Origin of the sequence: Methylibium rhizosphaerae (assembly GCF_006386545.1) — a bacterium.
In the GTDB taxonomy this organism is placed as follows: domain Bacteria; phylum Pseudomonadota; class Gammaproteobacteria; order Burkholderiales; family Burkholderiaceae_C; genus Pseudorivibacter; species Pseudorivibacter rhizosphaerae.
Window position 1 is genome coordinate 1 of record NZ_SWAR01000016.1, and the last position, 24,806, is coordinate 24,806.

Sequence of the window (24,806 nt, forward strand, 5' to 3'; positions counted from 1 at the left end):
AAAGAGGCTTCAGACACCGCCGCGAGGCAGCGCACCGCGTGGTTGAACGCGTGTGCGATGTCATCGTGGCGTTGCATCGGTTCAACTCGGGCGGCGACGCTCATTGTTCAGCGCGTCCCTAACTGCCATTGACGCCGAAGTTCTGCGGGTAGCGGCGGGCGCATCAGGTGGTGGACCTCATCGGTCGTCCAACGATCCCAACGTGCATTGGGAAATGTCTTGCAGTACTCGTCGTAGAGGTCGCTTGCCGGAAGCGCAAGACGGCCGTTTGACGTCTCCATTGCAGGTGTCAGGCGACATGAAAAGCTGACCCCCTGGCCCCTTCAACCCGAAGAGGTCTGGATGGAAGCGGCAATCGAGCAAGCTCCGTTGGTCTAAGCGGGCCAAGGGAGCGCGATGCTGGCGCCGCAGGAGGTGCAGAGGATGCTGTCGCTCAGTGCGCTGTCCTGGCGCGCCAAGCGCGTCAGCCGGGAGTTGGGCTGCAGCCGCAACACGGAGTGGTTGGCCGAGCGGCTAAGGCGTCACACAGGCAACGCCGACGTCGTGCGGCAGGACCTGGCGCGCTAGCTCGGCCTCGAGGCCGGTCTGCGCACCGTGCAACGCGCACACCAGCGCGCGTGCCTGCCGCCCGCCCGGTCACCTCCTGCGCTCAATGCGCGAGCGCCGCGGGGCTTGCCAGGTAGGCCTTGAACAGGCGTGCGAACTGCCCGCCGTCGGTGTTGATGTTGGCCGAGGTGCTGCCGCCGCCGCTGAACACGATGGCGAACACACCCTTGGCGGTGTATTCGCTGGCGTGCGTGAGCATGTACTGGACGTGGTTGTCCCGGAAATGCCCCGGCGTGCCGCCCGGCGTGGCCGAGGGCACGCCCATCGGTGTCTGCCAGTACAGGACCGGCAGGTTGCCGAGCGCGCTTCGGATGGCGCTCCACTCGTCGAGGTTCTGGCGGAAGTTGGGCGTCGCCACGTTGTTCTCGTCCCAGTAGAACGGCCCGTTGCCGCGTCCGGCGCACTCGGCCGGGGGCGAGGCGACTTCGAAGCAGCCGGCATCGCGGTCGCTGGTCTGCGCGACGATGAAGTCGGCCTTGTCGGCACCCACCTTCCGCATGAAGTTGCCGACGGTGGTGGCGTCGCGGCCCCAGGAGGACGGCGGAAAACCGATCTTGGCCTTGGGCGCATACGTGCGTCCGAGCGCCACCAGGCATCCGGCCAGGCCGGCGACGTTGTCGGGCTGGCTCGCGCACTCGGTCACCATGCTCACGCGCGCCGGCAGCTTGGTGGGGTCGCCATCGGGCGCGCCTGCCAGCGTGAAGCCCCAGAAGTCCGGCTCGAGGTTGACCAGCGTGGGCAGGCCCGTCGCGCCGATCTTCTGGTACATGAGCTTCACCTGGGCCCAGTAGCTCGTCATGAAGCCCGGGTCGTTGATGGCGTCGAGGTTGCCTTCGCCCCTGGACGCCATCTGGTAGAGGGTGAACATGGGCACCGCGCCGGCGGCCTTGACGTTCGCCGAGACGTAGGTGACGTAGGCGCCGTCGGGGCTGTTCCAGGTGGGCCACGAACCGTCGCCGACACCCACCAGGTAGGTGTCGATGATGTCGGGCTGGATCTGCTGGTTCGCCATGTCCGCGATCGGGTTGCCGGCACCCAGGCCGCCCAGCAGCCGGTCGGGCAGGCCGAGGGCCGCGTTGATCGACCCGGCGGACGCAGGGGGGGAGGCCGGAGGTGTTGGTGTGGGGGTCGGAGTGGGGGGCGGAGTGGGGGTGGGTGCCGGAGGGGACACCGGTCCCGGCGACGGCGTGGACGTCCCGCTGGGGCCCGGCGACGGCGACCCGCTCCCCCCGCAGGAGGCGACGCTTGCCATCAGGACGGCGAGCGCGACCAGGCGCGAGGCGGACGCGGCGTTGAGAGCGATCGGCATTCTTTCCCTTTCGAATGAACAGTCTTGCGCGAGCGGTCATGCAAGTCGCGGACCGTGCACTGCCAGGGGATCGGCGCGAGCGTCGGCCGGGCGATCACCAAGCCGCGCGGGCACCAAGCCGCGGGGGCCCGGGCCCCCGCGCGCTTTGTCGGTCAGCGGACCATTCGAGTCACTTGACGAGACGATGATGGCCCGGCGAAACGATGATGTCCTGACGAAAGGATGACGACGCCCGGGCGCGCCCCGCCGGACTTCACGGCGGGTGGCCCGTCAGACAGCAGACGAGCGGGGACGCTTGGCGCCTGCCGATGTCGTGCTTCGGCCTGCTTCGTCGTCGCTGGAGCCGGTGGTCGCCGCCGCCGTCCGGGGGCGGCGCACCAGGTCCCCTGAACGCCGCTCGTCGTCCGAGGGCGTGTTGCTGCGATCGGGCGGGCTGTTGCGACCGGGCGGGCTGTTGGAGCCTGAGCGGCGGCCTGCCGGCCACGCCGGCACGTCGGCCGTCCGGAAACTCTGGCCGGGCGTCTTGCGTCCGGGCACCGTCCCCGTGAGTCGGCCGCTCCCCTCGGGCGAGCCTTCCGTGCGCTGGCCCGTCGCCTCGCTCGTCCCCGCACCCGCAGCCCTCAGACCCGCTTCCAGGTCGACTGGGGCCTTGTCCTTTTTCTCTTGCTCTTCCAGTCTCGACACTTCAATGCGCACCGCCTTCTGACCCTGCCAGTTGCCGGTGATGGCTGAGTCCGTCAGGAACACCATGGCACCCAGCCCGGCGCTGCCCAGCGCGCCCTGCAAGGCGGGCGGCACTTCGGCCTTGGCCATCGCCAAGCCCAGGGCCGACAGCATCGAGTTGAGGCCATTGATGAGCGCAGCGCGGCTCTGGGCCTGATCTAACACGCGGCCCAGGTCGTTCCCGGTGATGTGCGGTTCCAGCTTCTGCGGCGGAGGGGCCGCGTTCTGGCTCAGTTCGAAATGCATGCGCTGGAACCAGTCCGTCGCCTCCACCAGCGTGTTGGTGACGGCGCCCACGCCGGCCGCCGCTGCCGTCGTGCGCCAGGCATCGCCTGAGCTCATCGCATTGGACGTGCCCACCAGCGCCCCCATTGCGTCGCCGCGCCCCGGCACCAGCACGCCCATCGCCGCCGATGAGAGGACGTCGGCGGTGGTGATCACGCCGGCATAGGTGGCCCGTGCGGAATTGAAGGCGTTGCCGGTGAGCCCATTGGTGTTGTCCTTCTTGTCGTCGTACCCGACCATGTTGAAGCTCGCCTGCGCCGCGTCGCGCAGGGCGGTGTAGAGGCCCACCTTCAACTCGGTGGCCACGGGCCGCAGCATCGCCGCCTTGTTCTGCGGGCCTTCGCTGTGGGCCTGCGCCATCAGCAAAAAGTTGGTGGCCGTGGCAGCGAGCTGTCCCATGGTGATCGCACGCGAAACCTTCTGCGTGTGCTTGCGCAGAGCGGCCTGCTCGGCGGGCGTCTTGGCGTCCCATTGCTCGGGGCTCAGGGAATGGAAACCGCGTGCGGCTTCGTCGGGGTGCCGGCGCTCGCGCACTTCGCGGATCACCTGCATGGCCAGGTTGAACGCGCCGACCGCGCCCTGCACCCCGTATGCCACTTCGGGCGGTTTGTTACTCAGGCCATGCATCACGCCCGCAGCCAGCATCTCGCGCGCAAAGGTCGGCAGGCCCACGGCCACCGCCTGGTGGATCACGTGACCGGCCACAGGGGGCAGGGTCCGCGCCAGGCCCACCACCGTTGACTTCGACGGCAGAAGCGATTGGGCCGTGAGTGCGAGCTCCTTCGCTGCCTGGGCGCCGACCTGGCCAGCCCCCTTCACGATGTCGGCAGCCACCGAGCGCCAGTTGCGCTCGGGCGGTGCCACGCGGTCGCCGAAGGTCGGGGCGTGCCCGAGCGCGCGGCCCGTCGGCGTGCCGCTGTTCGCCTCGCCGCCCTCGCGGGCGGACCCGCCGAGGGAACTGGCGATGCGCAAGGTATTGGGGTCCAGGAATCTCGCGCCCCAGCCCAGATTCATCACGGTGCTCACGAGCCTCCTCATGCTGCTTTCCGAACGCTCGCCGGGGCGCAGCATCCGGCTGCGATCGTGTTCGGGCGTCGAGGACCCTGCCACTTCCACGATCTCAGGAACCGCTGTGCGCGGCGGCAGGGCTGGCGCTCCGGCGCCTTCAACCGCGAATGAAAAGGAGGAGGGCTGGCGAGAGTGCAGGCCGGGGGGCGCCGACGGCAGCGTGGACTGCCCTGCGCCGGACGGCGCGCCCTGGGAGGAGGACGCACCGTCGCCGGCGGGCACGGCCGCGGGGTCGATGCGCGAAGAAGGAGTGCGTGAGATGGTCATGTACTGCTCGTCGGTTCAATGGGGGCGGGTCGCCTGGGCACCACGCTGTTCGGCAATGGCGCGCGACAGGCCGGCAAGGTTCGTCAGCCAGGCGGCAAGGTCCTCCGCGGAGTGGCCCTCCGTCTGGCACCGCGACACGAGGCGAGCCTGGCCGCGGTCCCACGCCAGTGCCACGCCGGTGGTCGCCATCAAGTGCACGTTGGCCTGCAGTGCGAGGCGGCGGCGTGCTGGCGTGTCCAGCGCTTGCGCGGCCACGTCGGCGGCGACCACCAAGGTCAGGCCGGTGTCGTCGCAGGCCAGGCCGACCGAGACGCCGTCGATCTTGAGGCTGCCTGTGTGCGCGGCCGCGACGGCCTGCTCGGGGCTGAAACCGAGCGCCGCTGCCGCGGCATAGACCAGCTCCAGCACCTGCTGCGGGGCCTCGAACTGCTGGATGTCCTCGTCGCGGAGGGGGCTCGCCTGCGCCGGTGCGGGCCGCGTGTGCAAGGGCGCAGCGGACTGCAGGGACTGCCCGGGCTTCGGTTGCGACGCCGCTGCCTTGGCGGGCGCCTTGCTCTTCGTCACCTGCTCCACCGCCTGGCGCAGCCCGAGCAGGCAGGCCAGCTCGGCGGCCAGCAGGTCGGGATGATCGTGGCCAGCGGGAACGCGCAGCAGCACCACGCCGTCGCCGTCGTCGGCCAGCGCAAAGGCGGCATGCGTGGCCGCCACGCAGTGGCTGGTGGCCAGCAGCAAGGCGTCGCACCACTCGTCTTCGCTCATGCCGGCCGGTCGTTGCGCGCGCGTGGCGCCGATCCACGGACCGGACGGATCCCCCTGCAAGGGCTGCAGCGAGAGCGGCTTGCCGCTGAACTCGGCCAGCCCGGTTTCGCCGAAACGCTGCGCGACGTTCTCGGGCGCGCCGAGACCCAGGGCCGCCGCGCAACGCCATGCGTGCACGGTGTTGGCCTTGGCTGCTGCCTCGGACTGGGTGGAAGAAGCTGCAACGCTCATTGGGGGTACTCCTTTACTGCATAAGTTGGGTCGCGGCCGAACCGCACCTGCGTTGAATGTGCCGCCCCTCTTTCGCCTGAGCGCCGGCGGCGCGAAGCCGTGGAACCACAAGCGAAGCCCACGGTTGCAGGCCGTTACGGGCTCGGGGGTGCGCCGAAATCGCGCAGAAGGTCGTCGTGCGATGCCACGGCACCGGACAGCAGCTGGTCCGTGTCGTGCAGGGCGTCCAGGAAGGCGAGATCCCACCCCGTGCGGGAGCCCGGGTCGCACAGGGGCAGGTCGTCCGTGGCCTGAGGCCTGGGCGGCGCGGGCGCGGCATGAGCGGGTGCGGCGGCGGCAGACGGGCCGGCAGCGGCCGGGCCTGCCGGGCCGAGGCTGCTGCTCGCGCTGGTTCTGGTGCACGCACACAGGATTGCGACCGCGTCGTCGAGTTTTCGCTTGTTCGGGCCGCTCAACTTCAGCTCGGGGCCGTTCTTGATGCGCTCGAACAGTTCGTCTGCCAGGCGCGGGCCCCCGGGCTGCCGATGCAGCTGCACCCAGCCGGACAGGCCGCCATGGCCCTGGGCTCTCAACGCCACGCCCAGGCGGATCAACAAGGTCTGCTTCTCCAGTGCAGCCCGGCTGCCGGGCGGTCGCTCGGCAGCCTGCACCTGCTGCAGCAGGCCATGGTCTGCCGCAGGCAACAGCGTCTTCAGCTCCCGGGCCACTGCCTGGCGCTGCAACATCTCGCCGAGGGTGAACGTGCGACGTTCCGGCGGCACCATCGCGAGGGCCCGGAAACAGGCCGCGAGTTCGGTCCGCGCCTTGCTGCTGTTGGTCCGTCCGTTTTCGTACGCCGCACGCAACCTGGCCGCGGCGTCGCGCGTCGCCGGGTCGGGGCTGTTCAGGCGCTCCACGAACGCATCCAGGCCCACGGGCGGGCGCATCTGGAGCAACGCATCGGCGAAATGGGCGAACGTCGAGCGGTAACGCTTCGCTTCTGCCTCGTTCAACATGCCGGTCTCGTGCAGCGCGCGCTCCGCCGCATGGACCATCAGCGTGTTGCGCCCCTGTGGCGGCAACGCCTGCATCAGCTCAGCGGCAGCGGGGCTGCCTGGGGCGGCCGGCCTCGGGCTGGACGGGCCCGCGTCGCTCGGTCCGACCCCCGGCGGCTCGGACGCCACCGCGCGAGCGACCGGTGGCCGGGTGCGGGCGGGGCCCGCCTCGGCGGTATCGCATGTGCGCATCTCGGCTGCAGCTCGCTCGAGTCTCGCCTTGTTGGTGCTGCTCAGCTGGAGTTCCGGGTCGTTCTTGAAGCGATCGAGCAGTTCGCCTGCCAGGCGGGAACCTCCGGCCTGCTGGTGCAACTGCACCCAGCCGGACAAGCCGCCGTGGCCGTGGGCCCTCAACGCGACGCCCAGGCGAGTCAGCAAGGCCAGCTTCCGCAGGGCGGTTTCGCCGTCGGGGTCGGGCTGGGCGGCCTGCCACTGCTGCAGGCGTCCGAGGTCTGCCTCGGGCAGGAGCGTCTTCAGCGTTCGTGTCAGCAACTTGCGCTGCAGCGCCTGCTGGAGCGTGAGCATGCGTTGCTCGGGGGGCAGGCCGGACAGCGTCTTCACGCAGTCGTTGAGGAGGCTGCGCGCGGCTCGAGGGGCGGCCTGTTCGCTCACGTACGTTGCCTGCAGCGCGGCGGCGGCATCACGCTGCGCCGGGTCCGGGCCCAGCAGTCGGCCCAGGAACGCGTCCAGTGTGAGGGGGGGCTGCTGCCGCAGCAGGGCCTCACCGAAACGGGCGAATTCCGAGCCGTGGCGCGTGGCTTCCGCCTGCCCGGGGGCGGTGCTCGGTTGCTGCGCCCGTTCCAGCGCAAGGACGACGAGTGTGTTGCGCCCCTGCGGCGTGAAGACCTGCGACGCATCGGAGGCCGTCGATGGCGTGGCTGCGGCGCCTGCTGGGCGCGACGACGACGCACCCGGCTGTGCGGTCGCGATCGCGATCGGTACCGCCGCCGTGCCCGCCGCTGCCTGCCCGGGGCTGCGGGGGCCGGCATCGCTTCGCCACTGCTGCAGCTGCTCGAGCGACACCACGGATCGGCGCGGCGATTCCGGCATCGATGCGTCCGGCGCGGTGCCGCGCGGTGACAAGCCCGGCAGCGCTTCGCCGGCGCTTGTGTCCAGCGTGCGGGGGCGAACCCGCCGCGCCTGCTCGCCAGGAGACGCCGCGTCGGCGCTCGAATCGGGGTGAGGGCGCAGGGACGGGCCGATGCCGGGGGGCCTCATCGGTGTGGCCTTTGGCCGCCGGGCACGCTGCCGGCCGGTATTGCGTCGTTCACCTTCACCTCGCTTGTGTCGCCAGAGTGCCCGGCCTGGCGGCACGCAGCGCTCGGGGCCGCGAAGTGGCGATGGGGAAGCCGAACCAGCGCGCGCCCTGCACATCGTTCGCCAACGTTCGCTTCGCGCGGCAGCGCGCGGCCTCGCACGGCGGGCCACTCTCCTGGCACGTGCCCGCAAGACTGGCGCGAACCCGAGGGCCGGGCCGACAGCCGGTCGCCCCCGCCGCGAGGGACGCTCATGAAGACTCACGGAAAAGGCCTCCCCCCGCTGCCCCCTGTGCGCGGCTCGTCGTCGCAGGCGCCCACTACTTCTCGCGCCACGGAGCCTGCGACTGACGGCACGCACCTGGCATCCATGCTGCCCGCGCACCCCCGTGCGCCGCGCGACCCGGCGGGCGCCCTGTCGGCACGCCCGAGAAACGCGGTGCTGCCCGCCGGCTCCTCGCAACAGCCGGTCGTTCAGCTTCCCGGCGTGGGGGCGTCTGCCGACGCAAGCACGGTCCTGCCGCAGCCACCCCTCGTGCGGGTCCGGGTCGACAAGTTGTGGAAGAAGAGCGGATCACGCCAGGTGGAGTTCGAGCCCCTGCGCCAGGCGTACATCCGTGCCGGCAACGAAGCCATCCCAGGGCCGGAGTTCCTGCGCCTGGTCCACTTCCTCACGACGCAGGCCAAGGCGCCGGCGCTGCCCACCGGCCGGCCGGGCATCCACCGCCACGAGGTCGAGATCCCGGGCACGGCGGGCCTGGTGCAGGTGTTGCGGCGCGACCATGCCGACGGCTCACTGGCCGACCTGCGCATCGCCAGGAGCGGCGCCGAGGCCGATGTGCGCCAGACCGCCGCCACCATGCAGCGCGGGGCGGACAAGCGCGTCGCAACCCGGGCGGGACTCCTTGCAAAAGCGGGGCGGACCGCGGGCCCATCCGCACCTGCGCGTGACGCAGCCCCGCAGCAAACACCGCATCAACGTGTCTGGAAGGCACGCCGGCAGCAGCTGCGCGCCCTTCACACGGCTTACGCGCAGACCTTGCCCGGCAAGCGCAAGTTCTCTGGTGCGGACTTCCTCGAGCTTCTGGAGCAGCTCGCCGGGCAGCCGCGCGCATCGCAGCCGACCAACGTGGCCGGCATCGACCGGTGCCTCGTGCGCCTGCCGCGGCTGGATCAAGACGTACGGTTCCTGATTCGCCGCGACGCTGGCGGCGAGCTGACCGACCTGCATCTGCTGACTTCGATCGAAGAGGAAGGCCATGTGCTCGACAAGATGGAGACGGTCCGCAAACGTCACGCCACCAACGCATTGGCCAACCGGGTCCAGTACACGCGGGAAGATTCCGACAGCAAACACCTGCGCGACCTGTGGGACCACCTCGGGCCCCACCTGCAGGCGCCATTCGAGGCCTACGTGCAGCGCCGGCACGCGCTGCACGAAAGCCACGCTGGGATCAACACCTTCGTGCGCCACCTCGACGACCTGTGCAAGAAGGAAGGCGGCACGCTCGTGAACGCGGAGCACGGCATCGCACGCCACGTCCTTGCCCTCGAAGGCAGCGACAGGCCCGTCACCCTGCTGCGACGCGTCAGTGCCGAAGGAGCGCTCACCCTGCGCCATGTGGGGCGAGGCCTCATGGATGAAGTGGCGACGATCAGAAACATGATCGGCCGCATGCAGGCCAGCATCACGAACGACCAGCGGGCCGCCCGCGCCGAGACGCGCCCGGCCGGTGTGCCGCCTGCCGCCGAGCCGGCCGGGGCGCGCGCACGGCGCCTCACACGGGCCGACCAGCTCACGCTGGCGCTGGAGGCGATGGTTGCCAACAAGTCCAGCGGCAAGCCTCTGCTGGAAGGGGCGGAGCAGGCTGCCGGAGTTCCCGGGCCGACGCTTCGCTCCTGGTTCACGCACGAGGGCAGGCTGAGGCGATCGTTCGACGCCATGACGGCCCTGGTGGCCTTCTTCGACGAGAGAAGCGCCATCCACCAGCACCTCTCGGCATTGGGCCATGAAGACCAGGCCGAGCGCCTGCCCCAGCCCCTTTCGGCCGAGCTGGTGGCGGCCGTGCTGCAGGCCCGGGTCGACCACCCGGCCGCCACCAACGGCGCCAGCCTCGCGCGGCTCACCAGCGGCAACCGCCGCGTGATCGACCGCACCGTCGATGCACGCACCGGCACCTTGATCATTGGCGACCACCGCCTGCAGCACCTGCCCGGGTACGACACCCACTGGCAGGCCATACGCGCGGCCTTGCAGGCCCTGGGCCACGCAGAGCGGGCGAGCGGCTTGCCGCGGCCGCCCACGGCCGGCGAGCAGTTCGTGCTCGCCCTCAAGGAAGACCTGTACCCCATGGCCGCTGCCGTGAGTGCCATGCAGGCCGAGCCGGGCCTGCCTGTGCGCGAGGCGGCGCGCCGCATGTCGGACTCGGCCGAAGTGGCCGAGCGTCTCCAGATGCTGGTCGAGCCTGGCGGGCAGGTGCGCAGCCGCGCCGAGGTCGCGGCGCGGCTGCCCGACCTGGAGCTTCACCGACACGAGGAGCTGGACACCTTGCTCGCGCAGCTGAAGCCGGCAGTGCCGTCGCGCATGCGCCGCGCGCTGGTGCCGGGTTTCGGCCACTTCGGCGCGAAGCTGTTCATCGTCAACAAGACGGACGACGGCGCGGGCGTGCAGAGCACCACGAAGCAGGGCCTGCGCGCCCTCTACGCCGACAGCCTCGACCTGGTGATGCCGCCGCGCTCGTTCCGGCATGACCGCGCGCAGCAGGCCTTGCGGTGGCTGTCGACGGTGCTCAAGAAGGAGTTCAAGACCACCGAGGTGCAGTGCTACTTCGATGCGAAGCGCAACAACGTCTGGGTGTCCTCGAACAGCGAGCGCACGAACCGCAAGATCCAGGAGTTTCTGGCCTCTGGCGGGCTGAAGAGCCGGCTCGAGCAGGGGAGCGCGAACCCCTCTGCCAGCCGCGAGGACCGGCACCAGTCGAAGCTGGCACGCAAGCTGGCCGAGCCCGAAGCGGGCGGCGCGATGGCGCCGGTGCTCAAGGCCATGGTGGCGAAGCGCTTCCGAGTGCCCACCGAGGCCGTGTACCAGCACGGCAAGGTCATCGACCTGCATGCCGAGCGGCGCATCAAGGACGCCTTCCAGGAAGCCACCGGCGAAGCGCTGAACCGGAAATCGCTGGCCGGGACGATGCGCCCTTGCACCGTGTGTGCCGAAGACCTGGGCCTGCCGCCCACGGCCCGCCGCGGGCCGGCCTGGCTGTCGCGCGCGGGCCAGGCCTTCTACGACGCCAACGAGATCGTGGAGCGCAACATCGGCCAGGCAATCGGCACCTACGCCTCGCTCACGAGAGCGGGCAAGCTGAGCGTGAACTACAACACCGACAGCGACTCGTCGGACGACGACGCCGCTGCCGCACGCGCACCGCGCCGTGCGGACCCGCAGGCGTCGCGGGCGTCGTCTTCGGCACCCTCCACGTCGCTGGCGCCCTCCATGTCGTGGGCGGTGCTGGGCAAGCGCAAGGCACGCGAGCCGCGCGTCCAGCCGCCCATCGAATCTCGTGAACCGGGTGCCGCCGTCGAACCGAGGGCTGCGCCCGCTGTGAATGCGGCGAACACCATGACGGAGCTCACCCGCCATCTCGATGCCTGGAATTGGCCTGCTTCGCCGCCTCCCACGACCTGGCGGCCTGCTTCGCCGCAGGAGCCGGCCAGCCCCACGGGCCCGGCGGCGCCGGAAGACTCTCCCGCTCCACGGCCACGGCGGTCGTAATGCGCCGCAGCGCCCTCCGTGCTGCGCGCTCTTCGCCTGAGCGGCCCTCGGTTCGCGCCTCGCCGCCTTTCGCGCCGCGACTTGCCTATCGTCGCGGCGATCGAATCAGGGAGGCACCCGATGTCCGGCGAGCAGGTCCAACGCAGCGCAGGCGCCCGCCCGCTGCGACTCACGTCGTTGTCGCTCGAAGACGATGACGCCGCCGGCCGCCGGCTGTCCCCACCGCGAACAAGCCCTGTAGCCAGCACGCCGGCGGGCATGGAAGGGCTGGGCAGACGGCCAGCCGCGGCGAATTCCGACGCGGTCGCGCCGCGCGGCATGCCGCCAGGAACAAGTGCGCCCGCCCCCAAGCCCTCTGCCAGCACAAGCACCAGCATCCGGCCCTCCGTCGGAGAAACCGATGCGAGGGCCATCTACGCGGACGCCGTGCTGCGCGCCGCGAAGAACCAGGCGTTCATCCAGAGCTTGACCGCGGGTGGCGTGGACAACATGCCCACACTGCTGGTTGCGCGCGCGGCCATGCAGACGATCGACGTCGTGCAAAGCGGACTGGCCGCCTATGCGTCGCTGCCTTTTGGCGTGCGAAGCGAGCCCGAGATGCTGGGCGGGCGCGGAATGCTCGAGCAGCAGCTGAGCAAAAGCTCGCTCTTGTTTCTCACGCTGAGGGATCACGCCGAACCAGTGAACACGCTGACGCGGGCACTGCCCGCCGACGGCGCCGATCCCGCCGAGATGCAGGCGTACCTGGGAGAAATCTCCGAGCGGCTGGCGCACTATCGCGGCGACGTCGCGCGCGTGCGAGGCGCAGACGAGGCCGTACAGAACGGCGCCCGGCGCGGAGAAATCTCCGCTGCCTCGGCCGGGCTCGCGAATTTCTGGGCCGTCGCCCACGAGTGCTACTCGAGCCGCCGCATCGTCGACCTCACGACACGGCGGCTGCAAGCGCATCGCGGCGGACTGTCGCCAGAGCTGCGTGGGGCGCTCAGGGCCCACATGGCGCTGATGGAGTCCAGCAGAGGTGCCTACACCCGGGCCTACGAAGTCCTGACGCAGCAGCGCGTGAACCCCGAGCACCTGCCCGGCGCGCTCGAAGCCATGCACAACATCCGGCGTGACTTCGAGGCCACCGGCGGGCAACTGTGCCTGGCGGCATCGCGGGAGATCGACAGCGCCTCCGACAAGTGGACGCTGGCGCTCGAGTGCGGCGACGCGGTGCGTCAATTCACCGCGTCGCTCGGCCCCCTGATGGCTCGGGCGCAGCGCAGCGTCGCGCAAGCTGCGCTGCCGCTGGCCGACCAAGCCGCAGCGACGGCTGCCACGTCGCAGGCGCCTGACCGTCCGCAACGCACGCAGGCGGCCGCGCCGGCGACATCGCGAAGAAGCCGCCGACAGCGCGCCGCGGCGCACAAGCCGGCGTCCGCAGAGACTGCGGCCGGCCCGTCGGTTTCGCCCGCCGACCTGCGGCGCGACCAAGCCCTGGCGGGTGCGCGGCAGGCGCTTGGCAGGTCACGCGACCTCGACCGCCAGGACGTCCAGCAGTCCCGCGTCGTGGACCTCGCACGCGCTTTGGGCGTGGACACGTCCACGGTGGACTCGTTCGAGCGCCTGCACATCGACCCCATGCACATCGCGAAGACCGTCCGCGACTCGATGACGAAGTGGTTCGGCGACCCGGGGCCACTGCGCGCGGCGGGCCGGCAACTGGCCGCGCTGCCCACCGTACAACGCGGCACGCCGGAGGTCGCCGAGCTGTCCGCGCGGATCGAGCGCCGCGCCGCGGTGCTGGACCTGCTTGCACAACGGGTCCAGGCCGAGGAGATCGATGGCATCAAAGGCCACGCGTTCCCCAAGGGACACCATCTGGCGCGCCTGCTCGAGGTGGGGCACATCGCCCAGGCGCGCCCGCCGAGGCGGCTGCCCTCAGCGGGTGACCAGGGGCCCGCAGGCACCTTGTTCGAGATGGAGATCCGGCCCCGGCCGCGTGCGGACGGTGCGCCCACGCCTTCCCTCTACCTCCACCTCCACACCGATGCACCGGTGACGCCGGAGGCCGCGGCGACGCTCCCGTTGAACCGGTTCGCTGCCGTCCACGTGAAAACGGCGGAACAGCGCAACCTGGGCGCGAAGTGGGAAGAAATGCGCCGGGCGCTGGGCCACGATGACAAGGTGCACCGCGGACAGGTCGGCGCAGAGGTGCTGGAGAAGCTGCAGGCCATGTCGCGCCGTGCAGCGGGTCGGTAGCACGGCAGTCCTTGAAAGGCGCATCGCAGGGAAGGGACTCCGGATCAGGCCTGCCCGGTCCCGGGCGACGCGGTCGCGGCCTCTCCGGGCGACATGAGCATGTGTTCCAGGGATTCGGCAAAGTCCCGCAGGGGGTCGTCGTGCGACGCCGTCGCACTGGGCGGCAACCAGTGGCCCGTGTTCTGCAAGGGGGCGAGCAGCGTCAGGTCGCCCGCCGTTGGAGTGCCCGGATCGAACAGCGGAAAGTCGTCCGCGGTCTCGTACACCGGCGAAGAGGGCGCAGTGTGCGTGGGCGACATGAGCGAGCGCTCGAGGGATTCGGCGAAGCCTTGCAGCAGGTCGTCTTGTCCGTCAGCCGGCGTGGAGGGCCCGCTTCCCGGGGTGGCCGCAGAGGCGCCGGCCTCGCCGAGGGCGCACGCACGCAGATCCGCGACCGCCCGGTCGAACTGAGTCCTGTTCCAGTTGCCGACCTTGAGTTGCGGGTCGTTCTTGAGTCGATCGAGCAGTTCGTCTGCCAGGCGGGCACCACCGGGCTGCCGGTGCATCTGCACCCAGCCGGCCAGGCCGCCATGGCCCCTGGCAGTCAACAGGACGCCCAGCCGGGTCAGCAGGACCTGCTTGCGCTGCGTTTCCTGGGCACCGGTGCCGCGGGCAGCCTGTACCTGCTGCAGGAGCCGGAGGTCCTCCTCGGGCAGCAGCGTCTTCAGCGTCCGTGTCAGCTTGAGGGGCAACGCCTGTTCGAGCGTGAGCATGCGTTGCTCGCGGGGCACCGCTGACAGTGCCTTGACGCAGGCGTTGAGCAGTGACCGCGTGAGCGCCGGGTTCGTCTGTTCGTTCTCGTGCGCGGTTTTCAGTGCGGCGGCGGCATCGCGCTGCGCCGGATCGGAGCCGAGCAGGCGGTCCAGGAACGCATCCAGCGTGAGGGCGGGCTGGCGCCGGAGCAGGGCATCACCGAGATGGCCCAGCGTCGTGCCATGGCGCGTCGTCCCGTCCTGACGCGATATGTCGGTCTGTTGCAACGCCCGTTCTGCGGCGAGGACCACCAGCGTATTACGCCCCGACGGCGGCAGCGACTGCATCGATCCGGTGGTCGCCGAGGTACCCGCCGCGGCCTGTAGCGGGCTGTGGGGACCGGTGTCGCGTGGCGGAAGCGGAGCTGTCGGGCATCGTGGGAGGCGGCGGGCAGCGCACCGCGCGGCGGTTCGTCCAGGCTGCATTTCCGCAGTTTCTCGGCTGCCTGGTCGAGTCTTTTCTTGTTCGCCGTGCCCAGGTGGAGCTCCGGGCCGTTCTTGATGCGGTCGAGCACCTCGGCTGCGAGGCGGGCACCGTCGGGCTGCTGCTGCATCCGCAGCCAGCCGGACAGGCCGCCGTGGCCCTTGGCCCTCAGCGCCACGCCCACGCGAATCAGCAACGCCTGCTTCTCCAGGGCGGCCCGGCCGCCAGGGGTGACCTCGGCGGCCCGCACCTGCTGCAACTGCCCGGCCGATACCAGGGAGCGGCGCGGCGGTTCCGACATCGACGCATCGGGCATCGTGCGGCGCGGGGACAAGCCTGGCAGGGCCTCGCCGGCGTCCTGGGTGCGAGGGCGCACCCGCCGTGCCTCACCGCCCGCGCTCGCCTCATCGACGCCCGGATCGGGAAGGGGGCGCCGGGCCGCGCCGGTGGCCTCGCGGATCATGCGTGCGGCCTTTCGCCGGCCGATGGTGCGTCGTCCTTCACCCTTGACATCCTTTTTACGCAGCGTCGAACCCAGGAGGCGGCAACCGCTGGGTGCGAGCCTGCACGGTCCCTGCGCCTGGGCACCGGGGGCGCGAAGCGGCGACGGGGATTGCGAAACCGGGAGTCGTTCATCGGACTTCGCATTCCGGTGCAGAGATTCGCCATCGTCATGGTTCACCTCCAGAACAGGGGTGCAATCCGTCCACACGAAGAAGCAGCTCTGCGACTTTCAGGGAGAAAGCATGAGTTCCAAACAGATGCCGCCGTCGCGGGCGCATTCCTGCATCGCCATCGTCCCTTCCGGCGTCAGGCCCGCTGCCGCGGCGGAGCGCGCGAGGCATGGCCTCGGCGGTGCGTGGAGGGAAGCTCGATGAACCATGACTGGAGCCGCTATGGCAACCCCGCAGCCCGCGCGCAATGGCAACAGGCCGGGGCTGCGCCCGCGGGCACGGAGGCACCGGCTGCGCCGGTCGCTGCGCCGCCGAGATTCGGGGAGGGAGGGAACGACCTCGGGCTGGGTGGGCGACCCCGCGCCGCCCATGCCGATGCCAGTCTTGCGCCGCGAACGGCTGTGCTGCTGGACTTCGGCGGGACGGTTCGTCCTCTGGATGATCATGCAACAACACAGGCGGCGGTCTCGGTTCCCAGACCGCCGAGAAGAGAAGCGAGTGAGCCTCGTCCGGTCGGCCGCGGGGCTGATCAACCTCCGCTCGCCGCGGAGGACAAGGCGTTCCTCGACCAGTTTGAGTCGGCCGCCGCCATCGAAGGCAGATGCGTCGGTAACTACAGGAAGGAATTCCGCCGCCTCAGCCAGTGGATATCGAGCCAGGCCACGGATGAGGAGCGCGCCCGCGGCATCGGCTTGGCCAGCCGTCTGGACGACCCCGGCCTGGCCAACCGCTTCGAGCAGATGGACACCCGCAACGCTTGCCTTGCGGTGAGCACGACCCTCGACTGTCTGCGGACCTTCAAAAGGACGGGGCAGATCCACATCAAGACCGTGCGCGATACCAGCGGGATTCCTTCGATGGACGAGCGGCTCATCGGGCGGCTCCATGAGCTGCGAACACAGCAGCTGAACGACAAGGCCAAAGCACGCCCCCCGCGGCCGTCGATTCCGGGGAAACGCAAACAACGCAGCGACGCGGACATCGGGGTAAGCCACGCGCGCGCGTTGAGCGAAGAACTCCGGCGGCAAGGAAAGCCGGGCCTGGCCAGCTGCCTTGTCGCGGGCACGCTGAACAAGGAGATAGACGAATTTTCCGCGGTTCCCACCGTGCGCAGCGTCTTGAGAAGGCTGTGCGCGACGATCAAGCCGGAACATGTCGTGAGCGTGGCCTGCGGCGGCGTCGATCCACGCTGGTTCGTCCAGGCGTTGGGGACCTGCGCGGGCGGCACAGGCCTGGACGGGCTGGCCGAGCGGATGGCGTCTGACGACAAGGCGACCGACCTGCGCCAGTGTTTCGACGAGACGAGCTTCAACGGACTGACGCCGCTGGGCAGCGCCTACGTGGCGACGCTGCCGGCCGGCCTGAAGGAACAGGCCGAGCGGCATCTCCTGGAATGGGCGCTATCGCGAGCCGGCGTGTCCGGTCAATCCGCAGCGGTGCCGCTGTCTCCGTTCGATCAGCCCCCCAGTGAGGGGTGGCCGCACTTCCATTTGGACTCGCCCTTGGTGGACACGGGCGACGCAGCGGCCAGCGCCGCGTCGCGGCGACAGATCGTGGAAGAGGACAAGTCGCTTCTTGAGGATTTCACCAATGCGGCCAAGGCTCAAGGGGTTCGCCAAACCACGCTGAATGAATACATGGTCGATTTCCGCCGCCTCAGCCGATGGGCCTCCAACAGGGCAACGGATGAGGCTCGAGCGCACGGCGCGGGTCTGGCCAGCCGTCTGGACGACCCCCGCCTGGCCGTCGAAGCCCAGCCCGCAGCCGTCGGCACCAGGATCTTGCCGGGCACGCTTCTCGAATGCCTGCGCACCTTTGAGAAGACGGGGCGAGTCGCGATCGGGACCCACCGGAGCACCCGCGGAATCCCTGCGACGGACGCACGGCTCGTCGAGCGGCTCAGTGAACTGCTCCGGGAGCAGATCGCCAAGAAAAAGGAAGGGCTCCCGCCGCGCCCGAACCCGGGTCCGCGCGACGCCCCCGGGTCGAACGTACGCAACGAAGCGGACAACTGCGCAAGCCAGGGTCGCTTGTTCAGCAGCTGGCTCCAGGACGAGGGCCGACCCGGCTTGGCTGTCAGCCTCGTCGCGGGCACCCTGCAGGGCGACATCGCGGAGTTCACCAAAGGGAACAAGAGAGCGCAGAAAGTACGCGCCCAGTTGAACAGGCTTTGCGCGACGATCAAGCCGGAAGATGTTGTGGGTGTCGCGTGCAAGGACATCGATCCGGGCTGCTTCGTCGGGGCGCTGAAGGACTGCGCAGGCGGCCGCGGCCTGGACGCGGTGCTCGAGGAAATGGCGCCTGACCAGGCCGCCCATCTGCGCCAGCTGCTCGACGAGAAGAGCCCCAATGGCCTCACCGCGCTGGGCAGCGCCTACGTGGCGACGTTGCGGCCGGATCTGAAGGAACAGGCCGAGGGGCACCTCGGGCAACGGGCGCGAACGAGGGCGGGCGCTTTCGATCGAGCCCAGGCGGCTGATGCGCCTGCCGGCCTGGCACAGGCTCGCGCAGTCCCGGCGTCGCCGTTCGACCCGACGCCGAGTGGCGGCTGGCCCGACTTCCACCTGCATTCGCCCTTGCCGGACGTGACCGGCCCCGCCCATGCGCCGAACCGCGCCGATGCCGGGGTCTACAGCGGCCTGGCGCCGCTGACGTCGCTGCCCAGCCTTTCGCAGGGTTCCCAGGATTGGGACACGTGCTCGCAGGAGGTCACCGGCCCCGCCCGGGACCCACAGGGGTCGCCAGCACGTCGGGCTGCTGCCCGCTGGCGCCGCGGCACCGGTCCAGCGGGCGCCTCGCCGGCGCAGCCTGCCGGCGCGAGCCTGCGGCCGGGCGTCTGGGACATGCCGCAAAGCTCTCCACAGCGCTCGGCAACGGATTCGGCCTGGAACAGCATCGAGCCGCTCAGCGGCGCGCTGTTCGATCTCAACACGCCCGACGAAGAGGTCACGGGGCCCGCAAGATCGTCCGATACCGACAAGGCCACCGTGTCCACGCCCCAGATCATCGACCTGGAGAACGACCAGGTGGGCCAGAAACGCAAGGAGGCGTCGCGCCAGACCGCGGCCCAGAGGCTGTCCGGCAACGGCTGGCTGGGCGACGACGATCTCATGCACTGCACGCGGATGGCGGTCCAGGGGATCGTCGAGGCGATGGGCCCGGGCATGGCCCGCCAGCGCTACGAACGGCTCAACCAACGGCTGGCCATTGCCGACGCGGCGCAGGTGAGTCTGCTCACCGGGGACGATCCCGTGCGACGGGCACGGGTGCTCTCGCATCTCGACGCGCCCGTCGTCTTGCTGCCGGTGAACAACGCCAACAGCCACTGGTCGCTGCTGGTGGTCAACCGGGCAGAGCGGCAGGCCTATCACTACGATTCGATGGTTGCTCCTGATGAGGCCCGCAACGCCACCGACACCCCCCAGTTCGCGAGGTCACTTGAGGTGGCCAACGCGCTGGGGGTGAACGAGGTGCTGGGCAGGCCGACGGCCCGGCAACGCGATCTGCACTCCTGCGGTGACCACGTGCTGTTCGGCATCCAGGAGCTGACGCGCAGGATGGTCGACAGCGAGCGCCCGATCCCGTGGGACCGGAGAGACGGCGCGGGCCAAGCCCCGTGGGACCTGAGCGCGATCCAGCCCAGCCGGCCAGCGATCGTCGAGGCGTTGACCCGGTACGAGGCATTCGCGGAGGCCACCGCGCAAAACCCTGCCTCCCAGGGACAGCAACAGCCCCTCTACATGGACACCGGGCCACGCAAGAAGCAGCGCTGACCGCGGTTCGCTCTTCGTCTGCGACGCACACGCGGGCTGCAGTGCCACGGCCCTTTCGGGCCGCCTTGAACCTTCAACAAAGAGAGACAACGCAATGGGATTTCCAGGGAACAACTCGTGGCAGTACTACGACGCCGACAGCTACTGGCAGGCACGCGAAGCCGCCGGGATTCCGCAGCCTGCGTCCACCACGCAGGCGCCTCACGTTCCTCCAGCCGCCGGGGCCGACGATCTGGCTGGGCAGTTTGCAGACCTGCGGTTGGGCCGCCCCGAGCGGCACCGCGCCAGCGATGCCGGGGCGACCCTCGCGCCGCGCGGCGCGGCGCCCGGCATCGGCGGTTCGATGCGGCTGCCGCCCTCGGCGGCGGCAGCACTGGTGGGCCGCGACAGCTTCCACAGCGCGCGCATGCCCTACGTGCCCGAGTCCCCGCCCGACAGCCCCGAGCCGTACGCCGCCCCGCAGCCGACCCGCCACAGCAGCGCCTACGCCTCGTACACCACCCGCCACGAAGCCGCCCCGCGGCGCAAGGGCGGCTTCATGTCGGGCTTCACGAAGAGCCTCAAGAAGGCGTTCGGTTTCGGAAGCAGCCGCCGCAAGGATTCGTACAGCCGCAACGCCGGCGCCTCCTCTTCGCACCACAGCACTGACGCCTCCCTGCGTCCGCCGCCTGTGTCGCGTGTGTCTTCAGGGCGCACGTCCGGCACCCTTCACCGGATGGACAGTGCACCGCAGTCGCCCGAGCGCGTCCAGGTCCGGCTTTCAGATGCCGATCGCGAGACCAACCTCGATCCTGCGGAATTCCGGTCGCTGTCGATTCCGACTTCGCCCGGCACCCGCAGCGACTGCGAACTCCTGGCGCACTCCTTCGGACGGGAACACGGCGCGGAACTCGCTTACGCCCCGTGGGCCGGGCCGATGGGAATGCCGCCCGCTCCGCATTGGCAGCCTTTGGCACCTTCTCCGTGGGAAAGCGCCTTCGCCCACTGGGACGCGGCGGATGCGGCACAGATGGCGCACCACGATGCTGGCATGTCGTCTCACGCCATGGGCGCTGGGCCCTTCCAAGCGGGGCCGTCTTCAAGCACGCTGCCGCCGCAGCAGTTGTGGGCGCCACCCGCCTTCGGGCTGCAGCCGGTCGGACCCGCCATGAGCAGCATGAACCTGGGCCGCGGAATCGAAGCGATGGAGTTGATGCACCAGGATCTGTTCACGTCGCCCAGTATTGCCAGCGTAGCGGGCCGCCGCGCCGTCGTGCCGCCGGTCATGTCGACGAGGGACGTCGACATGGACGAATGCCTGGTGGTCAATACCGCGGCTGGTGAATATGACTCCATTGGAACGCTGGGCGTCGCAACCTGCTTCGCGATGTGCGCGCGCGGAGTGAACGACGAAGGTCAAACGATCCTCGGCCTCCTGCACCACTCGGGCGTCGATCCTCACGGCGGCAGGATCCCCCCGCGCGCCGCCCTGCAACGGCTGCGCGACGAGATGCAAGAGGCGGGCGCCCGGGGCGTTTCGATCCACGTCGTTGGCGGCATGTCATCGCCGGATCCGGACTACGACACTCTCGACGACGAATGGGAACTCCTCGGCCTGCGCAACGAATTCAACATCCGTGGCGCCAGGCTGCACGTCAATTCGATAGAAGAAGCGGGAGAAGAGTCCTACGTGGACGTGCTGATGACGAAGAACAGGGTCTATTTCAGCCGGAATCAGTTGTACGAACATGATTGACTGCTGCTCTCTCTGTGCGGTCACAGCTTCAATTACTAATCACGCATCAATAAGCTATGGGCAATATCTGTTTTGGCGGGAGCAGCGGAAGCGTCTCGCGTTATCACTCACCGACGCCGGCATCGGGCCCCACATCAAGCAGCAACGCCACTGCGCGGCCAGGTATGTCGTGGGGCGGCGGCGAACTGACCGGGATGCGCTCGCCTGATGGCAGTCAGGGCACGTACGCACGCACCAGCGACGTCGGGCCTCGCTCGCTCGGGTTGCCAACTCGCTCGCACACTTTGATTACCGCGTCGATCGACGGGCGCACCGCGAAGCCTGGGGCATTGCCGTCGGCTGACAATCATGACGCGCCCACATGGGTCGAGCTTCCTTCGCAAATGGCACCGTTTGCGGTTGCCAGGTTTGGTCAGGATCTTGCGGCCAGAGCTCACTATGGCTCGGCCGAGGGTTATGAGGGCAGTTGCGTGGGTTTCTCGGCGCTCTGGGTCCGGCTGCATCACGCGAGTCCCCAGACGTCCGCAGTGGACCGGGTGAACGTCGTCGGCTCGTACGATTCCTTGAAGCACGCTGACGCTTGTCAGCAGCGCTATGTGGATGCGGCAGCGGTGGCTCGCCAGTCGAGTGGGTCGGCCCGGTCGGTGGACGCCACGGCGCTGCGGCAGGCTTCAGAGAACTGGGGCATGCAGGTGCATGCGTCCAGCAGCCGCCTCCTGGATGCCAAGGCAACGGCGCGAGCGGTGGCGGGCCAAGTGAATGGATATGCGTTGCTGACAATCACACCGAGCCAGAACTATGGGCGGGTCGACCGACATGTGGTTGCCGTCCATCATCAAAGCGGTGCGGGAGTCATCAGCGTTTTTGATGCCGACTGCGGCGAGTTCAAGGTGCCGAAAGGCGAGTTCGAAAGCTTCCTGCGCGGTTTCTCGCACACGAAGAACAGGCCCATTGACGGCTACGGCATCCTCCACGTCGATGTGGGGCCCGACATTCTCTCCACGCCTTTGGCTCACTTCGTCGAGGGCAGGTAAGGCGTCGGCGCTCTTTCCGCGTACTCTTCCTGCACACCGCAGCATCGACGGTAAGACCTGGCCCCGCCCACGGCGAAGGCGTCAGGCGCCGCTTCGCATTTCGCGACGCGGCCTCGCATTGCAGGCCGCGCCGCAACCGCAACGGAAGTACATGAAGACGCACGGAAAAGGCCTTCCTCCACGGCCTCCTGTGCGGGGCTCGTCGTCGCAGGCCCGTCCCCGTGCGCTGCGCGACCCGGCGGGCGCCACCTCGGCACGCCCGAGAAACGCGGTGCTGCCTCCCATGGGACCGTCTGGGCCGCAGATCTGCGGCCCGCTCTTGCTCGAAGCCAGGTTCGGGCTGCCGGATCAACCCCTCACCGCGCCAGGGCCGCGATCTCCGCGGCGCTCAGTGCGCCCGAGTAGACGCGGAAGTCCTGGATGCGGCCGTTGAACGACGGAAGCCCCCAGCCTCGCCCGAGGAAGGTCACCTGATCACCCACATGGCGCGGCGACAGCCGCATGTGCTCGGACTTGACCACTTCGGTGCCGTCGACATACAGCCGCCCGATGTTGCCTCGCAGCGTGACCGCCACGTGGACCCAGCGGCGGATGGGCATGAACCAGGGGGCTTCGAGGACCTGCGGGTTCTCGTCGTTGGGGGAGGTGGCGCCACAGATCCCGAAGCGCATTCCGCGGCCCGCCTTCGGCGTGATGCGCATGAAGGAGTAGGCATCGTTCCCGGCGAAGAGCAGGCAGGTGTTCCAGGGCACCGGCGGATTCGAAAAGGCCCACATCGAGACGGTGAAGTCGTCCAGGTCCCTGAACACGCCCGAGGGCAACTGCAAACCCGACTCCCTGCCGTCGAAGACGATGGCCTTGTCGTTGCGGCGCCCCTCCCCCCAGGTGGCACCGCCCAGCAGCTTGCCCTCTACCGCGGCAAAGGTGCCCGTGGCAGTCCGCAGCGCGCCGACCGTGCCGGTGCTGCTCGGGTCGTTCAGCGGCAGCGAGAACCAGGTCTCGCCGGGAGCGGCGACGCGAACCACGTTGGAGCCGGCCCTCGGGGCGCCGGGGCCCTGCGCCGTGACCTGGTAGAACCACACGCCGTCGGGCGGCGTGTCGGTGAAGGTGAGCAGTTCGGTGGCCGACACCGTGGCCAGGTGCATGAAGGAGCCGTTGGCCCGCGAGCTGCGCCTGACCGCATACGCCGTTGCCCCCACGCTGCCCCACCACGACAGCAGGACGCGGCCGCCGTGCAGGTGGCCGGTGAGTCCCGAGGGCGGCTTCATCGGCCCGGCATAGGCGGGCCGGCGGTGGATGAGCGTCGGGTACGGCACATCGTCGCTGTTGCCCCCGTAGTTGGGCTCGCACCACGCCACCATGCGTGCCACGTTGGGCGCGGCGAGCCCCATGCGGTTGACGTAGTGGTTGTAGATCGGCTCCCAGGCGTTGCGGCGGTGCTGGAACCCCTGGTTCACCTGCGTCCACAACTCCGTGTGGGGCGCCGTCGGATTGTGTTCGGGCACGTACGGCATCGGGTAGGTCTTGCCGTTCTCGTCGAGCAGGTTGGAGCGCGCCACGTACTCGGCCGCCGCCAGGAAGCGGTTGTTGTGCAGGCCGTAGAGGTCGTCGCCCTGGTTCCAGGCCATCTCCATCAAGCTGCCGCCGAGCGATATGCCCAGCGTCGAGTGGCCCTGGTCACGGCCGCTTTCCTCCCACTGCCCCAGGTGGCCCGGGTGCATGAAGTACACGCCGTGCACGAGGGAGGCGTTGCCGAAGCTCATGAGCTGGCCGCGGTTGTTGCCGGCGAAGTAGTCGCAGGCCTGCCGGTACAGATCAGGCTTGTCGCAGAACACGCCGATGGACAGCGCGCCGCACAGCGAGGCCATGTCCCAGTTGGCATGCGATCCGATGGGGGCCTTGCTGAGCATCGCCGACGAGATCGGGGCGAAGACGGTGAGCAGCATCTGCTGGAAGCGCTTCAGGCTCTGCGGCGCCCAGCCCTTGTAGGTGCGCAGGATCTCGCCGATCTGCGCCCACTGGTGGCCTTGTATGCCGGCCATGATGATGAAAGTGTGGTCGTCAGAGGCGGTCGATCCGGGAGGCACCGTTCCGACCTCCTTCAGCGTGTTGGCCCAGGCGTCCAGGAACTCCACCGCCTTGTCGGCATAGCGGTTGTCCTGCGGGTCGGACAGCTTCCAGCGCAGCGTCAGGTACCAGGCGCGCCGGATGTCCACGTACATCGCGTGCTTGCTGTTGTCGAGGCGGTAGACGGCCGGCAGCGGGAAGGGCCGGGCGTCCAGGCTGGAGAAGCGATCGGCGCACAGCGTGTTCCACCAGGTCGTCCACGGCTCCTTGCCTGCCTTGATATGCGCGCGGATGCGGGTGAAGTCGTCTTCGGTGACCAGCAGCCCGGGGTGGCGGAACACGCCGGTCGCCGAGGCGCCGGCGAGCCGGTTTGCCTGTGCCTTGTCCTCGGACGGTTCGGGCTGGCCGGGCTGGTCGGGCTGGTCGGACTCGTCCGAGCCCGCGCCGCATCCCGGCAGCAGCGGCAGCATCGGGAAAAGGCCGAGGCCCCGGGTCAATGCGCGGCGTACAGGATCCGGCAGTTCCTCGAACTCTGCGGACTCCTCGAACTTCTTGGACATGCTCACTCCTCAATGGTCCTGTTGACCGCGAGCACCATAGTCCGGCGCGCGAGGGAGGTCTTCACCGAAACCTGACCAGCACATCACGATGTGCCGAATTTGCAAACCATTACCAGCCAGCGAGCCGTTGCAGCAGCGAACACTCGCACAGACAAGCGCATGCCGACGGCCAGTGCTGCTTCGCCTGCCTCGACCGCCAT

General features: G+C 69.5%; 11 protein-coding genes. 5 read left to right on the top strand and 6 right to left on the bottom strand.

From position 1 onward, the window contains the following. Nucleotides 1-649: 649 nt before the first annotated feature. The 4 genes from E8D38_RS13125 to E8D38_RS13140 all read right to left on the bottom strand — a co-directional run bounded on the left by E8D38_RS13125 (nucleotide 650) and on the right by E8D38_RS13140 (nucleotide 7,500). Entirely contained in the window at nucleotides 650-1,618 is a 969-nt protein-coding gene (locus E8D38_RS13125) for a hypothetical protein (RefSeq protein WP_140630917.1), read from the bottom strand. Nucleotides 1,619-2,185: 567 nt separating this feature from the next. Next, a complete protein-coding gene (locus tag E8D38_RS13130; protein ID WP_140630920.1) occupies nucleotides 2,186-4,258 on the bottom strand; it encodes a hypothetical protein in 2,073 nt (690 codons plus the stop codon). A gap of 15 nt (nucleotides 4,259-4,273) precedes the next feature. Beyond that, nucleotides 4,274-5,248, bottom strand: a complete 975-nt coding sequence (locus E8D38_RS13135; protein WP_140630923.1) for a CesT family type III secretion system chaperone — start codon at nucleotides 5,246-5,248, stop codon at nucleotides 4,274-4,276. A 134-nt stretch (nucleotides 5,249-5,382) separates the two neighbouring features. Then, entirely contained in the window at nucleotides 5,383-7,500 is a 2,118-nt protein-coding gene (locus E8D38_RS13140; protein WP_140630926.1) for a hypothetical protein, read from the bottom strand. Nucleotides 7,501-7,908: 408 nt separating this feature from the next. Here E8D38_RS13140 and E8D38_RS13145 point away from each other — a divergent pair, with 408 nt between their 5' ends. Further along, the gene (locus tag E8D38_RS13145; RefSeq protein WP_140630929.1) at nucleotides 7,909-11,307 is read left to right on the top strand and encodes a hypothetical protein; all 3,399 of its coding nucleotides are present in this window, start codon (nucleotides 7,909-7,911) and stop codon (nucleotides 11,305-11,307) included. A gap of 120 nt (nucleotides 11,308-11,427) precedes the next feature. Then, a complete protein-coding gene (locus tag E8D38_RS13150) occupies nucleotides 11,428-13,548 on the top strand; it encodes a hypothetical protein (RefSeq protein WP_140630932.1) in 2,121 nt (706 codons plus the stop codon). Nucleotides 13,549-13,592: 44 nt separating this feature from the next. Here the strand turns inward: E8D38_RS13150 and E8D38_RS13155 are convergent, their stop codons facing one another. Then, nucleotides 13,593-14,627 (bottom strand): hypothetical protein, encoded by a 1,035-nt coding sequence (locus E8D38_RS13155; RefSeq protein WP_140630935.1) that lies wholly within the window; start codon nucleotides 14,625-14,627, stop codon nucleotides 13,593-13,595. Between the two features lie 62 nt (nucleotides 14,628-14,689). On the opposite strand from E8D38_RS13155, the gene E8D38_RS13160 reads away from it, so the two are divergent. From E8D38_RS13160 to E8D38_RS13175, 3 genes are all read left to right on the top strand, one after another. Then, nucleotides 14,690-19,210, top strand: a complete 4,521-nt coding sequence (locus E8D38_RS13160) for a Ulp1 family isopeptidase (RefSeq protein ID WP_140630939.1) — start codon at nucleotides 14,690-14,692, stop codon at nucleotides 19,208-19,210. Between the two features lie 94 nt (nucleotides 19,211-19,304). Beyond that, nucleotides 19,305-20,945, top strand: a complete 1,641-nt coding sequence (gene xopAK / locus E8D38_RS13170) for a XopAK family type III secretion system effector (RefSeq protein WP_181179116.1) — start codon at nucleotides 19,305-19,307, stop codon at nucleotides 20,943-20,945. 164 nt (nucleotides 20,946-21,109) lie between these two features. Further along, nucleotides 21,110-21,979: a YopT-type cysteine protease domain-containing protein gene (locus tag E8D38_RS13175; protein ID WP_181179118.1), complete on the top strand. Its 870-nt coding sequence runs from the start codon at nucleotides 21,110-21,112 to the stop codon at nucleotides 21,977-21,979. A 356-nt stretch (nucleotides 21,980-22,335) separates the two neighbouring features. Here E8D38_RS13175 and E8D38_RS13180 read toward each other — a convergent pair whose 3' ends face one another. Beyond that, a complete protein-coding gene (locus E8D38_RS13180) occupies nucleotides 22,336-24,606 on the bottom strand; it encodes a LamG-like jellyroll fold domain-containing protein (RefSeq protein ID WP_140630951.1) in 2,271 nt (756 codons plus the stop codon). Nucleotides 24,607-24,806 lie beyond the last annotated feature (200 nt).

Coding starts and splice junctions, on each gene's coding strand:
- E8D38_RS13125 (WP_140630917.1), bottom strand. CDS start 1,618: ATGGCGAACCAGCAGATCCAGCCCGACATCATCGACACCTACCTGGTG.
- E8D38_RS13130 (WP_140630920.1), bottom strand. CDS start 4,258: ATGACCATCTCACGCACTCCTTCTTCGCGCATCGACCCCGCGGCCGTG.
- E8D38_RS13135 (WP_140630923.1), bottom strand. CDS start 5,248: ATGAGCGTTGCAGCTTCTTCCACCCAGTCCGAGGCAGCAGCCAAGGCC.
- E8D38_RS13140 (WP_140630926.1), bottom strand. CDS start 7,500: ATGAGGCCCCCCGGCATCGGCCCGTCCCTGCGCCCTCACCCCGATTCG.
- E8D38_RS13145 (WP_140630929.1), top strand. CDS start 7,909: ATGCTGCCCGCGCACCCCCGTGCGCCGCGCGACCCGGCGGGCGCCCTG.
- E8D38_RS13150 (WP_140630932.1), top strand. CDS start 11,428: ATGTCCGGCGAGCAGGTCCAACGCAGCGCAGGCGCCCGCCCGCTGCGA.
- E8D38_RS13155 (WP_140630935.1), bottom strand. CDS start 14,627: ATGCAGTCGCTGCCGCCGTCGGGGCGTAATACGCTGGTGGTCCTCGCC.
- xopAK (WP_181179116.1), top strand. CDS start 19,305: ATGGGATTTCCAGGGAACAACTCGTGGCAGTACTACGACGCCGACAGC.
- E8D38_RS13175 (WP_181179118.1), top strand. CDS start 21,110: ATGTCGTGGGGCGGCGGCGAACTGACCGGGATGCGCTCGCCTGATGGC.
- E8D38_RS13180 (WP_140630951.1), bottom strand. CDS start 24,606: ATGTCCAAGAAGTTCGAGGAGTCCGCAGAGTTCGAGGAACTGCCGGAT.